Origin of the sequence: Desulfosporosinus cupriresistens, from assembly GCF_001707885.1 — a bacterium.
In the GTDB taxonomy this organism is placed as follows: domain Bacteria; phylum Bacillota; class Desulfitobacteriia; order Desulfitobacteriales; family Desulfitobacteriaceae; genus Desulfosporosinus.
On record NZ_MASS01000026.1, the window covers coordinates 16,448 to 32,346 of the forward strand.

The window sequence follows — 15,899 nt, forward strand, 5'->3', positions numbered from 1 at the left end:
TCATCCAAATGGCTATGAATAAACTCAACAAGTCTATTCCTCTTTTTTAAACTCCGCTTTCAATTTGGCGAGTTCATCTTCAACTTCTGAGTTTGCTCTGCTCTTTTCTAACTCAGCAAACTGATCGTCGATTGTATTTCCGGTGTTAACCATCGTCCGAGACGCTTTGGCTTCTGCCTCCATCCGCTCGACCCGATCCTTCATTCGATCCATACCGGCCATCGGGTCATGGCTAGACATTCCAGAAACTGCTTCGTTGGCTTTTTTCATCGTTTCCGCACGACGTTGGCGCATCACAAGATTATTACGCTCCATTTTAGCCTTCTCTAATTTTTCGGTTAAGACACATAGGTTTGCTTGTAAATCTTCCACTGCTTTGGACTGATCAGCCAATTGATTTTGATAATCTGTCAAGCTGGTTTCCGCTTGTTTTCTCAGGGTTAGTGCCGTCCGTGCTAATTCATCTTTGCCTTGTTGCACAGCTAAGCCAGCTTGTTCAGTCCGTTGAGCAACTTCTTTACCCAGAGTTACAATGCGCTCTTCAAGCTGAATTTTATCCGCTACAGCCCGGTTAACTTGAATCTGGAAGCTCCGCACTTCCTCTGTTGTCCGATCCACATAAAGATTCAGCATTTTCTCTGGATCTTCCGCCTTGTTCACAATATCTGTAATGTTAGCCTGAAATAAGTCTTTCACCCGAGTAAACAATCCCATTTTCCAGTTCTCCCTTCGTTTATACCTTATAAGGCGATAAGTTTTTCTAGGGCATTTAATCATTAATTTTATATAAGTTGGAATTAGACTTTAGAGTTTGATTTCTACCCCTTCCATGAAATCCTTTAATTTGGAACTTTTGCAGGTATCGGAGTAGGCACCGTTTAATAAGGGGTAAATAGGAATCATCACTATAAGAGTGTAACAAAGAGCTTAGACAAAATCATGAACTAATTGTGAAATTTTCATGAATTTTAATCTTCTTTCCTCTGTTTCACCACCTACTTAAAAAAATAAAGACCTCACCCCCTGCTTCGGGTAAGGTCTTGCAACTTTGTAAACGGTGATAGGCCGGGTCCACATCGGACCGATTGTCGACACTATCCACGGCATTTCTGCCGCTCGCTACTCCCCTTACTTTATGCCTTCTTCCGCTTCAAAATCGAAGGAGAAGAATCTCTACAAGAATATTCTACGTGAGAGGCGATTTAAAGTCAAAGTAGGTTTTCGCTCGTTTTCCCTATTTCCGAGTTCTCCCTACTCAGCTGTACCTTACCCAAGGAATCAACAGTCACTCAAGCGCGTGCTAGCTCATGCTTTCTCACTTACGCTCCATTCTTAAATTTCCTTTCCTAACCCCTGTCGACCCCAAAGCCAGAGGAAGTTTCTTGGCTTAGAGAGCGCTTAAGTGGAATTTGCTAAAGTTAGGCTGAAAGAGCTTTCTCAATAAAACTCTTAATCTGCCCAGCAACATCTTCAACCGCTACGAGCTGCGTCTCACCTGTTTTCCGTCCTCTTAGTTCGACCTGGCCATTCGCCAGAGTTTTACTACCGATCGTCACTCGCAGTGGATATCCGACCAGATCCGCATCTTTAAATTTCACGCCAGCACGTTCATCCCGGTCGTCAAGAACAACTTCCACCCCTAGACGCTGAAGCTCATGATAAAGTTTATCCGCTTCCGCTACCACTTGAGCGTCTTTTGTGCTGACTGGTACAATTATACAGTGATATGGAGCAATAGGCATCGGCCAGATAATTCCATAATCATCGTGATTCTGTTCAATAGAGGCTGCTAACGAACGGCTGACTCCAACACCATAACAACCCATCACGCAGGGCTTTTCTTCGCCATTTTCATCTAAGAATGTGGCCCCGAGGGATTTGCTATACTTCGTTCCCAATTTGAAAACTTGACCTACTTCAATTCCCCGCGCTTCTTTCAGTGGGGCACCACATTTAAGGCAAGCTTCACCCGGCTCAACCATTCGCAAATCGTGGATTTGGTCAATACGGAATTCAAGACATGGGTCCGCATTCACAATGTGATAATCCGTCTGATTCGCTCCGCATACGACCTTTTTCATCATAGGAACCTCTTCATCAGCAACAACCATTAGACCAATGGGCACTTCAACAGGACCCACGGAGCCAGGTTCACACCCCAATAGTCCTTCTACTACATGCGGTGGAGCGAGTTCGAGTGAAACAAACCCACCAAGAGCATTATTCAATTTTATTTCATTCAACTCACGATCCCCACGAATCAGCACCAAGAACAGTTTGTCATCCCCTTGATAAAGTAACGACTTAACAAGACTGGTCTTGGGCACAGCTAAAAATTCGCAGACTTCATCAATGATCCTAATATCCGGCGTATGCACTAACTTCCGTTCACCTTCAACCACAACATCATTCTCTATCACTTGAGGACGGCACTCCGCTTTTTCCACATTGGCAGCGAAATCACACTCCGAACAATAAACAACACCATTTTCTCCCGATTCAGCCAATACCATAAATTCATGAGTTCCACCCGTTCCCCCGATGGCCCCGGCGTCGGCTTCAACCGGCCGATAAGCTAAACCACAACGTGAAAAAATTCGACAATAGGCTTCATACATCTTCTGATAACTTTCATTTAGCCCTGCTTCATCTCGATCAAAAGAGTAGAGGTCTTTCATGATAAATTCGCGTCCACGCATCAAACCAAAGCGAGGACGTCGCTCATCTCGATATTTATTCTGGATCTGATAGAGAAGAAGTGGCAGCTGTTTGTACGAACGAACTTCACCACGAATAAGGTCTGTAATAATTTCTTCATGTGTCGGGCCAAGGCAGAATTCTCGGTTATGTCGGTCTTTTAAACGAAACAGCTCATCACCATAGACACTCCATCGCCCGCTCTCCATCCATAACTCGGCAGGTTGTATCACTGGCATAAGAACTTCTTGCCCACCTTTGGCATCCATTTCTTCGCGCACAATGTTTTCGATCTTCCTTAAAATACGCAACCCCAGCGGCAAATAGGTATATATTCCGGCCGCTGACTTACGAATCAATCCTGCCCGAACCATCAGTTGATGGCTGATAACTTCAGCTTCAGCTGGAACCTCGCGAAGTGTTGGATTTAATAGTTGGCTGACGCGCATTATGTCCATTCCTTTCTACTATAGGGATACATGAATTGTCCCTACTACTTAAACTTTTCATTAAATCAAACTACCTTTAATTAACCTTGCCATGAACGCGAACATACTCTTCAATTTCATGGAGCAAAGCTGGTAGCAATTCGTCTTCCGGAAGTTTGGCTACAATCTCTCCCTTCCGGAACAAAATTCCCATCCCTTTTCCGCCAGCAATTCCAAAATCAGCCTCACGGGCCTCACCCGGTCCGTTAACAGCACATCCCATAACAGCAACTTTTAAAGGCTTGTCCAGTGGCGGGAGTTGTAATAACCGTTCATCAATTTTTTCGGCGAGTATTGCTAAGTCGACCTGTGTACGACCACAGGTCGGACAACTGATTAAATCCACGTCCTGCTGTCGTAAGCCGAGAACACGCAGGATTTCCAGGGCTATAGGAATTTCCCGAACGGGATCTCCTGTGAGTGACACTCGAATCGTATCTCCGATCCCTTCGGAAAGCAACGCCCCAATTCCTATCGCTGATTTAACCATGCCCGAGCGTACTGTTCCTGCTTCTGTGACCCCTAAATGCAGCGGGTAATCTGTAACCTCAGCCATTTTGCGATAAGCTTCAAGCATCAAGGGAACCGACGAGGCCTTCAGCGAGACCTTAATTTTATCATATCCCTCGTCTTCCAGTAAACGAATATGTCCTAAAGCACTCTCGACCATCCCTTCGGCAGTAGGACCTCCATACTTTTCTAAGAGTTCTTTATCCAGTGACCCAGCGTTAACACCGATACGAATCGGAATCCGCTGTTCCTTGACAGCACGCACGACCTCCTGGACTTTCCAACGAGCTCCGATATTTCCAGGGTTTAACCGTAAACCATGGATACCTTGTTCAACAGCGCGCAAAGCCAGACGATAATCAAAATGAATATCTGCAATCACAGGAAGTGGGCTCGCGGTAGCAATCTCTTTTAAAGCTCCTGCAGAATCTTCATCCAACACAGCCAGGCGCACAACTTCACACCCAGCTGTAGCCAAGGCCCGAATCTGTGTTAATGTTTTTGTCACATCACGGGTATCCGTATTGGTCATCGATTGCACTACAATCGAGGCTCCACCACCGATCAATACGGGCCCAACCTGGACCGGTTTTGTTTTCTTTCTTTGAATCATGTCAGCCTCCTACTCCAGCTCCCTCGTACATTACCCCGCTTTGACAAACAAGCGTACGACATCTTTGTAAGTAACGGCGATCATTAAAGCCATCAGCAATACGAAGCCTACTAAATGAATCATATTTTCTTTTTCTGGGTTTAATGGCTTGCCTCTTAACCCTTCGATCAATAAAAAGATTAACCGACTTCCATCCAGAGCAGGAATTGGGAACAGATTAATAATTCCTAGTTGGATGCTTAAAACCCCAGTTAACCCCAATAAATTGGACAAACCTTCCTGAGCTCCTTCTCCTATTGCTTGGGCAATCATGACCGGTCCGCCTACTTCGGCCGGAATTTTCCCAGTCAACATTTGGGCTAAAGTTACTACAATAAACTTTGTGAAATCCAACGTCCGCTCCAATCCAAAACGAGTCGACTGCAAAATAGAGGCATGCATATAGTTGACTTCTGGCGCAATCCCAATCATACCGTATCCTGTTTGAGGATCTTTTTCTGTCTTCACAGACACAGTTTGCCGTTGCTTTCCGTTAACCCGTTCTATTGTTAAACTTAAAGCTTGGTCCGGACTGGCATGAATGACCTCTGTTAAACGATTCCAATCAGGTGTTGGCTCTTGATTCACAGCAAGGATTTTATCTCCTGGTTGAATCCCCGAAGTGGCAGCTGGTTTTCCTTTAACTAAGGAACCAACCATATTTGTGTCCCCCGGGGATGGAATCCCCAGATAAGCAAAAACACCCACAAACAAAATCATAGCCAAAACAAAGTTCATGATCGGCCCCGCCACGATTACCGCCATGCGCTGCCAAACGTGTTTATTCATAAAACTCCGCGCATCCTCTATCGGGGCGATAACCGTCCGGCCATTTTCATCTACTTCAGCGTCCATGCCATAAAGTTTGACAAATCCGCCTAAAGGGATGATACGTAGTGCATAAAGTGTTTCTTTGCCCTGATAACCCACAATTTTCGGACCAAAACCGAAACTGAATTCAATCACCTTAACCCCGATCCATTTGGCGACCATATAGTGTCCAAGTTCATGAATCATGACCATGCTTCCAAAGACAAAAATAATGGCGAGCGTCGTCAGCACTTTACCCCCCCCTTTCTCGTGGTTCAAAGTCCGTAAAGTCTAATTGTCAAATATCGATTATGTTAATCTATTCCGAAACACTCACTTCTATATGTGGGTGTTCTTTATTTTGCTTAGGTAAGGGTTCACTCTCCCACGAAGTCTCTGTTCAGCTTTAGCTGAATGAGTTAATTGCATCTCGTGATTCTTAGTTAGAATCCCGTACATCCGAGTTTGTTGTTCATTCCCGTAGGTCGAACAACGAATAGCGCACTACGAAATAAGTTCCTCGGTTCGAGAACGTGCCCAAGTGTCCGCATCAAGTATGTTTCCCAAATCCAAGTTATCTAACACATTATGTTCCGAACATACCTTTTCGACAACGTCGTGGATACCTAGATACGAGACCTTCTTCTGAAGAAATGCTGAAACAGCAACTTCGTTGGCTGCATTCATCACCGCAGGAAGGGTTCCACCACGTCGTCCTACCCGGTAAGCCATAGCTAGCGCTGGAAAAGCTGCCAGATCTGGTTCATGGAAGGTTAACGTCTTTCCTCGCAGATCAAGGCGTTCAAAAGAGTTCTTCCAGCGAGTTGGATAGCTCAAAGCATATTGGATTGGCAACCGCATATCGGGTCTTCCTAACTGAGCAAGCACTGAACCGTCTTGATAAGCGACCATGGAGTGGATCACGCTTTGGGGATGAATAAGGACCTCAATTGCATCATAATCCAGATTAAATAAATGGTGCGCTTCGATTACTTCAAGTCCTTTGTTCATCATCGTTGCCGAATCAATCGTAATTTTAGCACCCATATCCCAATTGGGATGGTTTAAAGCCTCCTGCAATGTGACTGTCGCTAATTTTTCTCTAGACCAGCCAAAGAAAGGTCCTCCAGAAGCGGTCAGCATAATCTTTTCTATGGTTTCTGGACTTTCTTCCAAACACTGAAAAATGGCAGAGTGTTCACTATCCACAGGCAAGACTCGGCAATTCATCTTCCTAGCAGTAGACATAACCAATTCTCCACCAGCCACCAATGTTTCTTTATTGGCTAGGGCAATCGTTTTACCGGCTTCTATAGCAGCAAGAGTAGGTTCCAATCCAATCCTACCGGAAAGGGCCGTGACAACCGTATCCACTTGTTCATCGATAACAGAATTAACAATACCCTCCATGCCTTGCTCAACCTTAATCGACAAATCTCTCAGCCGACCACGAAGTTCACGAGCTGCGGCCTCGTCCATCATCACGACAACGGCGGGATGAAAAAGTCGAGCCTGTTCTTCCATAAGTTCGACACTTTTGGCTGCCACCAAGGCATGAATCTTAAGGCGCCCTTCAGCGTGACGAACGACATCCAAGGTTTGTCGTCCGATCGAGCCTGTTGATCCTAATAGAGTCAGCGTTTTCACGTAAATCATCTCTTCCTGTACTTAAAAGTTTGTACTCATCCAACTGGTAACAAAAGCAACCTATAAATAAATAGTTTAGTCTTTAGGAGGTCCAAAAACACCTGCTTTGCGTAAGGCTTCATAACTTATCACTAGCCCGGGTCCAACAATAAGACCTACAACTCCTCCAAGCAATTGGAGGCCGACGTACATCGAAATGAGGGTTGGCAGCGGATGGAGCCCAATTCCTTTAGCCATGATTCTAGGCTCCAGAAACTGACGTACGACAACTGTAATAAACCACATCACTAACAGCTTTAGTCCTTCTCCAAACGATCCTAAGATTAGTAACCCGATGATCCAAGGTACAAACAAAATGCCTGTACCAACAATCGGCACCAAATCTAAAAATCCAGCCAGCACCCCGAGTGTAACTGCATAACGATTGCCAATGAGCAACAGACCGACGATTGTCGTAAGCGCCGTCACGGATACTAAAATAGCTTGAGCCCGTATATATCCCACGACTGCTGCTCCCAAACCCTCACTAATTGCCTGAGCACTGACGTGCCAACGACGGGGAAAAATGTCAGAAATAAACTGTTTTACATTTGGATAACTTGAGCTCATAAGCAATGTAGCAACCAGGGACACAATGAGGACAATAAATACACGAGGTAACGCCGCCAGAAAACCTAGCAGAAACACACTCCCCGATTTAGCCCACTCTTGCAGAGTTCTAGCCAAGGTCTCTGTCGAAGTAAATAGAGTGCTTTGAATTTGAGGATTAACCTTTACGAATCTTTCAACTGAGTCTATTTGCTTCGTTGCTAAATCCACAACATAGCCATAATTAGGCAACGTAATCGCCAACTCTGATAACTCTGTATAAAGGCGGGCCACAATCAAAAAAACAAAAAGACTCAATACTGCAATAGCCAAACTGAGCGTAAGTACCGCCGCATACGGCCGACGAATGCGTATAGATCTCATCAGACGCACAACAAGCGGTTCAAGTAAAAAGGCCAAAAGGAGAGCAATAATAAACGGTAAAAAGGCGCTAAACGTTTTACCAATGACCTCGCCAAAAACAGGCAAGAATTCTTGGAAGAAATATGTAAAAACTTTCAACAGGACAAGTGCACTTGTAACCACTGCAAGCCTATTGATACTTGCCCACAGAGGATGGTTATGGTTGAAACTCAACTCTTTCACCTCACGATAATAGGATCACGCCGTAATATACCAACGGAAGTGCGAAGATAAGACTATCGAACCGATCCAAGACCCCCCCATGCCCCGGAATAAGCTTTCCAGAATCTTTTACCCCTGCGCTTCTTTTCAAGGCCGACTCGAACAAATCACCTACTTGGGAACTGATTCCAACAACCCCACCCAATACTATATACGTAATCCAGGAAGCGCCGCCAATTAAGTGCCCAAACACTAAAGCCACCGTAATACAAAATACGAGTCCTCCAAAAGAACCTTCTAAAGTTTTCTTTGGACTAACCTGAGGTGCTAAAAGATGACGTCCGAATTGTCTCCCTATAAGGTATGCACCAATATCCGTCGCCCATACCATCAGAATCGTAAGAAAAGTCCATTCCATTCCTCTCGGCAGTTGCCGAAGCAGATAAATATGCGATAACAAAACCACTGCATACAAGACCGATAACAAATTAAAGTTTGCTTCTAATAATGGCGTCTTCGGATAAGTCAAGGCAAGCCGTCCAAGCCCGATGAGAAGCCAGAAAACAAGAACCAGCATCATCCATTGTTGACCACCGGCAAACAGATTGATCAGCCAAACAACCGTGACCAACATCGTTAGTTTATACCAAACGCGCATACCCATATGCTTACCAATTTGCAAAAATTCCTGCAACGATAATAAGGTTAACACAGCAACTAGAAAAGCCGTATATGGTCCACCTAAATATATTAGTCCCAAAAAAATTGGAGCACCAATCAATGCACTAATTGTTCTTTTAAACATGTGCTACTCCTCAATTTGTATGTATTCCTCCGAAACGGCGATCCCGTTTCTGGTACACTTCAATTGCATCCAGTAAAGCCTTTTGACCAAAATCTGGCCAAAGCTCCTCGACAACGACAATTTCTGTATAAGCAAGCTGCCAGAGTAAGAAGTTGCTTAACCTCATTTCTCCTGAGGTCCGAATAAGTAAATCCGGATCAGGAAGCCCACTTGTAAAGAGCGCTTTACTAAATCGTTCCTCATCAATTTCCTCAATACGTTGCTTGCCACTAATGACATCTTTACTAAGTTTTTTAACGGCATCTATAATTTCAGATCGCGCACCATAATTTAAGGCCAGATTGAGAATGAGTCCTGTATTATTTTGAGTTTTCTCCACCGCTTGCTCTAATTCATGCTGCGCCTCACGAGGGAGGTCATTAATTTTCCCTATCGCTCGAATCACAACATTGTTTTGGTCAAGCTCCGCAAGTTCCTTTTTCAGATATTCTGTGAGTAATTTCATGAGCACGCCTACTTCATCTTTAGGCCTTCGCCAGTTCTCTGTAGAAAATGCATAAACTGTCAAAACTTCAATTTCCAGCTTAGAACAGGTCTTAACAATTTTGCGTAAGGCCTCAACACCTGCCCGATGCCCCATTGAACGAGGTAGTGCTCGTTTCTGGGCCCATCGCCCATTACCATCCATAATAATGGCAATATGACGAGGCAGGCGGTCCCTAGCAACCTGGTTCAATGATTCTGCATTATTTTGTTTCCAAGGTTTGAACCACATCATCCCACCCCCTACTCGATGTTCGTAGTTCGATATTCGTTGTTCGAAATTCAAACTACAAGCTTCGGACTACGAATCACGAACCTTGAAAAGACCCCTATTTGATATTCGTAATTCGTACTTTCGTGGTTCTTAATTTGAGTATCGAACCACGAACTACGAATATCGAACAACGAGTAGGGGTCTAAGGTTGCCTAGGCGAAAATTTTTCATGCGCTATAACGATGTCCAGGCGGTCATCAAATTCTCTGACGCGGACAACTCGGATACTTCCCCACGCTTCCATTTTACCATGAGGTCGCGTAATTTGGAAAGCGTAAGGTTTACCCGAACGTTTAACTTCAATTTCAACTTCATTCCAGTCTCGGCCGAGCCAAGCGTCCATCATACTTCGGTGATTTCACTTTCCTTCGTTTCCATCACGTGTTCAATTTCTTTGATAATCTTATCGGTCATCTTCTGAACATCTTCTTGAGCCCGCTTGATGTCGTCTTCGGAGGCATCGTGGTCTTTCTCCAGTTTCTTGAGCTTATCATTCACATCGCGGCGTACGTTACGGACCGCAACACGAGCTTCTTCCGCCTCTTTTTTCACTTTTTTCACCAATTCCGCACGTCGCTGTGCTGTGAGTTGGGGAATGATGAGACGAATCACCGTGCCATCACTTGACGGATTTAGCCCCAAATCTGATTTCATAATTGCTTTCTCAATGGCAGGAAGAACGGACTTATCCCAAGACTGGATCACTAACATTCTTGGTTCGGGTGTAGAGATATTCGCCAGCTGGTTTATGGGCGTTGGAGTTCCATAGTATTCGACCATAACCTTGTCTAAGACACTAGGATTCGCACGGCCCGCGCGGATTGTGGCGTATTCTCTACGTAACGCGTCAACCCCTTTATGCATCCGTTCCTCCGCGTCTTTAATCACCTCAGAGATCATTGACTATCCCTCCCAACATATGTTCCAATAGATTCACCCATGATAACACGATGAATATTACCCTCATTCGTGAGGTCAAACACTATAACCGGGATATCATTATCCATACAAAGTGATGTCGCAGTAGAATCCATCACTCCCAAACCTTTGCTCAGGACATCCAGATAACTCAATCGATCAAATCTCTTGGCTTGAGGATTCTTGAGCGGATCGGAATCATAGACTCCATCCACTCGTTTGGCCATTAAAATGACATCTGCCTCAATCTCAGCTGCTCTCAAAGCAGCTGTCGTATCGGTCGAGAAGTATGGATTACCTGTTCCAGCTGCGAAAATCACAATGCGTCCTTTTTCCATATGGCGAATGGCTCGACGACGAATATAGGGCTCAGCAACTTGCCGCATTTCTATTGCAGATAAGACGCGAGTATCTGAACCAGCTTTTTCCAAGGCATCCTGTAAGGCCAAGGCATTCATCACTGTCGCTAACATACCCATGTAATCAGCTGTTGCCCGGTCCATACCTTGAGCACTACCAGCAATGCCGCGCCATAAGTTTCCGCCACCAACGACTAGGCAAACTTCAACCCCCATACTTCTAATTTCGGCCACTTGCTGCGCAACAGTAACTAGCATGTCATGTTGCAACCCAAAGCCCTGAGAACCAGCAAGTGCTTCCCCGCTTATCTTAAGGACAACTCGTTCATACCGTGGTTTTTCCATGGATTAACCTCCATCAAACTAATTCTATGCCTAGAGAGCGAAACCTCTCAGATTCGAAAAAGAGAACACCGGGGTGTTCTCTAAATAGATTGTCTAGGTTTGATTTATCGATTTATTTCTTTCATAACATCGGCTGCAAAATCATCTTGTCGTTTCTCAATTCCTGCACCAAGCTCATAACGAGTAAACCGGCGAATAACAATACGTTCACCAATTATGGCCGTTTTGTCAAGAACTAAGTCGTGAATGCTCTTGTCAGGATCTTTGACAAAAGGCTGTTCCATTAAACAAACTTCTTTGTAAAATTTCTCAATTCTACCTTCAACCATTTTCTCGATGATTTTCTCCGGTTTGCCTTCATTAAGAGCTTGCGCTTTCAAAATGTCTCTCTCATGTTGGAGTACTGCTGCTGGAACATCTTCTTTTGTCAGATATTGTGGGTTCGCTGCTGCAATATGCAACCCAAGATCGCGAACTAATACTTTAAATTCATCTCCACGAGCCACAAAGTCTGTCTCACAGTTTACTTCGAGCAATACACCAATTCGTCCTCCACCATGGATATAGGACTCAACCGTTCCTTCTGCTGCAACACGACCTTCTTTTTTCGCGGCGGCTGCGAGTCCTTTCTCCCGAAGAAAATCACAAGCCTTTTCTGTATCACCATTACACTCGACAAGTGCTTTTTTGCAATCCATCATACCAGCACCAGTACGTTCCCTGAGCATTTTAATTTGAGCTGAGCTTACGTCTGCCATACTTACCCCTCCTATAATTCGATGCACGATGCACGATAAGTAAAATTAGTTGAGCTATAGTTCGATGTACTTTGCTCGATGCGCTATGTTCGAGGCAATCTGCGATATTTTATGCCTCTGCACGTATAGAGGTCCGAGGCGCGATATTCGAACCTCGAACCTTCATTAAAACTATATTCACGAAGCACTATGCGTGGTAATCGAACCTCGTGCTTCATATATCGATTTTAGCCTTCGGCTACTTCCCCAGATTCCTCAACCTCATCTAGGTTGCCTTGTTGCCCTTCAATAATCGCATCAGCCATCTTCGCAGTGAGCAACTTGACAGCACGAATTGCATCATCATTAGCTGGAATGACAACATCAATTTCATCAGGATCGCAGTTTGTATCAACAATTGCTACAATTGGAATATGCAAACGACGTGCTTCTGCAACCGCAATACGTTCTTTACGTGGATCTACGATAAACAACGCGTCAGGAAGCTTTTTCATGTTCTTGATGCCGCCTAAGAAGCGCTCCAGTTTTTCCATCTCATGACGAAGCGCGGAAACCTCTTTCTTGGTAAGCACTTCAAATACGCCTTCTGCCTCCATCCGTTCCAAAACACGCAAACGGTCGACACGTTTTTGGATCGTTTGGAAGTTTGTCAGCATACCACCGAGCCAACGCTCGTTCACAAAATACATACCGCAACGTTCAGCTTCATCTTTGACAGATTCTTGGGCTTGCTTCTTAGTACCTACAAACAACATGGTACCGCCTTCAGTAGCAAGGTTCCGAACAAAATTAAAAGCTTCATCAACTTTCTTTACGGTTTTTTGGAGATCGATAATGTAGATTCCATTCCGCTCCGTAAAAATATAACGAGCCATTTTCGGATTCCAGCGTCGCGTTTGGTGTCCAAAGTGAACACCCGCTTCTAATAATTGTTTCATCGAAATAACTGCCATTGTGTTTAAAACCTCTTTCTTGTTTGTTTTTTCCTCCGCAAGTTCATCTCATAACGCCCCCTGCCTCCCGACAGGGAACTGGCGCTATAATCCCATTGCGTGTGTCATTAAATCACACTGACTACAGAATAGCACATTCTACAATTCATTGCAAACCTATTTATTCAAGCCCACATAACTCTGAAGGTTAGAACGTAAGCCGTACTTCTGAATAAAATTTTCCAAGTCACTCATAAGTTCGGGAAAGGGGAAATAGAATTCGCTCACGTAATAAAACTCATCATTCGCACGAATCTGAGCAACTTCCTGCCCTTTTCCATCGAAATAAAACGCAACTCTTCGAATATCCTTTGGTTCTAAGATGTGCTCCCCAAGCAACGATTGAAAGACAATTTGCTCCTCTTCTATTTGCACATGTTTACTTTTGCCAATAACCCACAAGGCTAGGATTCCCAGCCCGGAAACAACATAGATTCCGATAAGCACCCTTAGTTCCATGGTCGGCAACTTTCTAAAGAAATGCACACTACCCATAATAAGGGGATAGAGGATCAGAAACATGAGGCCTGGCACAATAAGCGGTCTCAGTTGGTAAACGTAATCATGTTCATCCATGAAATTACCCTCCTGTAAATAGAAGTCAGAAATCAGATGCCGGATGTGTCAGACGGGGTATTCCCCTTCTGATCTCTGGCCTCCGCCTTCTGACCTCCGTTTTACTTAGTGTGTTTGATATGCTTATCAAGTTCGTCCAGCAAATAATCATTAAGAACTCGGATATAAGTTCCTTTCATGCCTAACGACTTGGATTCAATCACACCGGCTGATTCAAATTTACGCAGTGCATTAACTATGACAGAACGAGTAATCCCCACTCGATCAGCAATCTTGCTGGCTACCAACAGTCCTTCTCCGCCCCCCAATTCGGCAAAGATATGCTCTACTGCCTCTAGTTCAGAGTACGATAGGGTTCCTACAGCAATTTGGACTGCAGCCTTTTTACGAGCTTCTTCTTCTGCGCGTTCCGCCTTTACCCTCAGAATTTCCATTCCTACAACTGTTGCCCCGTATTCGGCAAGCACAAGATCGTCTTCATTAAACTCTACGTCGTATTTAGCTAACACGAGCGTCCCAACGCGTTCGCCTCCACCTAAAACCGGTACAACGGTAGTAAGTTTATTAGTGAAATGACATCGTTCATTAGAATTAAACACACAGCCATTGGCAACCTGACAAGTATTCGTTAAAGTCTCGGTGACTTTCATTAGACCTTCATTATAGCTTTCAGGAAAGCGTTCCGATCTCCTTGCAATTTCCTCCATTGTTCCACAAACAAAATGGTCCATAAAACTATACCCAAGAATTTTCCCTCGTCGTCCCACAATATAGCAGTTGGCAAGCACAGCTTGCTGGAGAACTTTAGCCATTTCCTCAAAATCAACCGGATTTCCAGCAGCACGCTGGATCAACTTATTAATGGTTCTCGTTTTTTCTAACAATGTCGCTTTGTCCATAAGTTTTAGTTATCCTCCTTAAACTTGTTTCATGAGTTATATTATTACTTCAACCATTTATCTACAGGATGTAGCGCGCCAAATCTTGATTTTGAACCACATTACCCAAACGATGCTGAACATATTCGCGATTTATTGTGACAGTGTAATCATCAGGCAGTTCAGAAGCTTCAAACGATAATTCTTCCAGTACTTTTTCGACAATCGTATGCAGTCTTCGGGCCCCAATATTTTCAGTGGAAGAATTCACTTTGTAGGCGACCTCTGCTAATTCATCAATAGCATTCTCTGTAAAATCTACCTTTATTCCTTCAGTTCCCAATAAAGCGCTGTACTGTTTAATTAACGACGATTGAGGTTCTGTGAGAATACGTTTGAAATCAGCTACACTTAACGATTCAAGTTCCACACGAATAGGGAATCTTCCCTGCAGTTCAGGAATGAGGTCGGAAGGCTTGCTGAGATGAAAAGCTCCCGCAGCAATAAACAGGATGTGATCGGTTTTGACCGGTCCATACTTCGTGACGACGGTAGAGCCCTCAACGATCGGGAGAATATCACGTTGTACTCCTCCCCTGGAAACGTCTGAGCTACCCGCGTTTTCGCGTCCTGCAATTTTATCGATTTCATCTAAGAAAACAATTCCCTCATGCTCAGTTCTCCGGATGGCATCTTGAACTGCTTCATCTTGGTCAATCAAGTTTTGAGTTTCTTCATTAATTAAGATTTTCCGTGCCTCGCGTACGGTAACTTTTCTCTTTTTGTGCCGCTTAGGGAGCATCCCAGACATCATATCCTGAATATTCAAGCCCATCTCCATCATGTTGTTGTTACCTAACATATCGGAAAGTGGTGTATTTTCTTCAACAGATATCTCAATAACATGCTCTTCTAGTTCCCCAAGACGCAAACGGTCCGCCACTATCTTGCGCTCTTGTTCAATTTCCGGAGTCACGTCAATTTTCTTTTCTTGCTCTGATCCCTGCCCGAACAACATCTGAAAAGGATTGCTTGATGAACTCTCCGAGCGTTTTTCTGGAACCAATAACTCAACCAAACGTTTCTCGGCATTGATCGCCGCCTGCGCCTCAACCTTATCTGCACGCTCCACCTTCACCATGCGCAAAGCAATTTCGACTAAATCACGAATAATGGCTTCCACGTCCCGGCCCACATAACCAACTTCAGTAAACTTCGTGGCTTCAATCTTAATGAATGGGGCGCGAACAAGCTTTGCCAACCTCCGGGCAATCTCCGTCTTCCCAACGCCAGTCGGACCAATCATCAAAATGTTTTTCGGTATAATTTCTTCTTGCAATTGCTCTGTTAAACAAGAACGTCGATAACGATTACGCAAAGCAACTGCAACAGCACGTTTTGCCGCATCTTGTCCTACAATATAGCGGTCCAATTCACGGACAATTTCACGTGGAGTCAAGCTGTCCATAGTTTC

At 44.4% G+C, this 15,899-nt stretch carries 16 protein-coding genes; all 16 read right to left on the reverse strand.

The window, feature by feature from the left end; translation table 11 throughout:
* Nucleotides 1-33: 33 nt before the first annotated feature.
* The 16 genes from DSBG_RS11750 to hslU all read right to left on the reverse strand — a co-directional run bounded on the left by DSBG_RS11750 (nucleotide 34) and on the right by hslU (nucleotide 15,893).
* Nucleotides 34-714, reverse strand: a complete 681-nt coding sequence (locus tag DSBG_RS11750; RefSeq protein ID WP_068964520.1) for a PspA/IM30 family protein — start codon at nucleotides 712-714, stop codon at nucleotides 34-36.
* 704 nt (nucleotides 715-1,418) lie between these two features.
* Nucleotides 1,419-3,146 (reverse strand): proline--tRNA ligase, encoded by a 1,728-nt coding sequence (locus DSBG_RS11755; RefSeq protein WP_068964521.1) that lies wholly within the window; start codon nucleotides 3,144-3,146, stop codon nucleotides 1,419-1,421.
* A gap of 76 nt (nucleotides 3,147-3,222) precedes the next feature.
* Entirely contained in the window at nucleotides 3,223-4,305 is a 1,083-nt protein-coding gene (gene ispG, locus DSBG_RS11760; protein ID WP_068964551.1) for a flavodoxin-dependent (E)-4-hydroxy-3-methylbut-2-enyl-diphosphate synthase, read from the reverse strand.
* A 33-nt stretch (nucleotides 4,306-4,338) separates the two neighbouring features.
* A complete protein-coding gene (rseP, locus tag DSBG_RS11765) occupies nucleotides 4,339-5,409 on the reverse strand; it encodes an RIP metalloprotease RseP (protein WP_068964522.1) in 1,071 nt (356 codons plus the stop codon).
* Nucleotides 5,410-5,661: 252 nt separating this feature from the next.
* Complete coding sequence (locus DSBG_RS11770) at nucleotides 5,662-6,804, reverse strand: 1-deoxy-D-xylulose-5-phosphate reductoisomerase (protein ID WP_068964523.1); 1,143 nt, start codon at nucleotides 6,802-6,804, stop codon at nucleotides 5,662-5,664.
* A 75-nt stretch (nucleotides 6,805-6,879) separates the two neighbouring features.
* Nucleotides 6,880-7,989 (reverse strand): sporulation integral membrane protein YtvI, encoded by a 1,110-nt coding sequence (gene ytvI / locus DSBG_RS11775; protein ID WP_068964524.1) that lies wholly within the window; start codon nucleotides 7,987-7,989, stop codon nucleotides 6,880-6,882.
* Between the two features lie 10 nt (nucleotides 7,990-7,999).
* Nucleotides 8,000-8,782, reverse strand: coding sequence for a phosphatidate cytidylyltransferase (locus tag DSBG_RS11780; protein WP_068964525.1), 783 nt, complete (start codon nucleotides 8,780-8,782; stop codon nucleotides 8,000-8,002).
* A gap of 10 nt (nucleotides 8,783-8,792) precedes the next feature.
* Complete coding sequence (gene uppS / locus DSBG_RS11785; protein WP_068964526.1) at nucleotides 8,793-9,557, reverse strand: undecaprenyl pyrophosphate synthase; 765 nt, start codon at nucleotides 9,555-9,557, stop codon at nucleotides 8,793-8,795.
* Nucleotides 9,558-9,741: 184 nt separating this feature from the next.
* Nucleotides 9,742-9,945 (reverse strand): hypothetical protein, encoded by a 204-nt coding sequence (locus DSBG_RS11790; protein WP_068964527.1) that lies wholly within the window; start codon nucleotides 9,943-9,945, stop codon nucleotides 9,742-9,744.
* Entirely contained in the window at nucleotides 9,942-10,499 is a 558-nt protein-coding gene (frr, locus tag DSBG_RS11795; RefSeq protein WP_068964528.1) for a ribosome recycling factor, read from the reverse strand. Before frr ends, DSBG_RS11790 begins: the two co-directional genes overlap by 4 nt.
* Complete coding sequence (pyrH, locus tag DSBG_RS11800; protein ID WP_068964529.1) at nucleotides 10,496-11,221, reverse strand: UMP kinase; 726 nt, start codon at nucleotides 11,219-11,221, stop codon at nucleotides 10,496-10,498. The genes frr and pyrH overlap by 4 nt, the downstream gene beginning before the upstream one ends.
* A gap of 104 nt (nucleotides 11,222-11,325) precedes the next feature.
* Nucleotides 11,326-11,979: a translation elongation factor Ts gene (gene tsf / locus DSBG_RS11805; protein WP_068964530.1), complete on the reverse strand. Its 654-nt coding sequence runs from the start codon at nucleotides 11,977-11,979 to the stop codon at nucleotides 11,326-11,328.
* 227 nt (nucleotides 11,980-12,206) lie between these two features.
* Complete coding sequence (rpsB, locus tag DSBG_RS11810; RefSeq protein ID WP_009622360.1) at nucleotides 12,207-12,932, reverse strand: 30S ribosomal protein S2; 726 nt, start codon at nucleotides 12,930-12,932, stop codon at nucleotides 12,207-12,209.
* 156 nt (nucleotides 12,933-13,088) lie between these two features.
* A complete protein-coding gene (locus tag DSBG_RS11815) occupies nucleotides 13,089-13,547 on the reverse strand; it encodes a hypothetical protein (protein ID WP_068964531.1) in 459 nt (152 codons plus the stop codon).
* A 101-nt stretch (nucleotides 13,548-13,648) separates the two neighbouring features.
* A complete protein-coding gene (gene codY, locus DSBG_RS11820) occupies nucleotides 13,649-14,446 on the reverse strand; it encodes a GTP-sensing pleiotropic transcriptional regulator CodY (protein ID WP_009622363.1) in 798 nt (265 codons plus the stop codon).
* Between the two features lie 61 nt (nucleotides 14,447-14,507).
* Nucleotides 14,508-15,893, reverse strand: coding sequence for an ATP-dependent protease ATPase subunit HslU (gene hslU, locus DSBG_RS11825; protein WP_068964532.1), 1,386 nt, complete (start codon nucleotides 15,891-15,893; stop codon nucleotides 14,508-14,510).
* Between the last annotated feature and the right edge of the window lie 6 nt (nucleotides 15,894-15,899).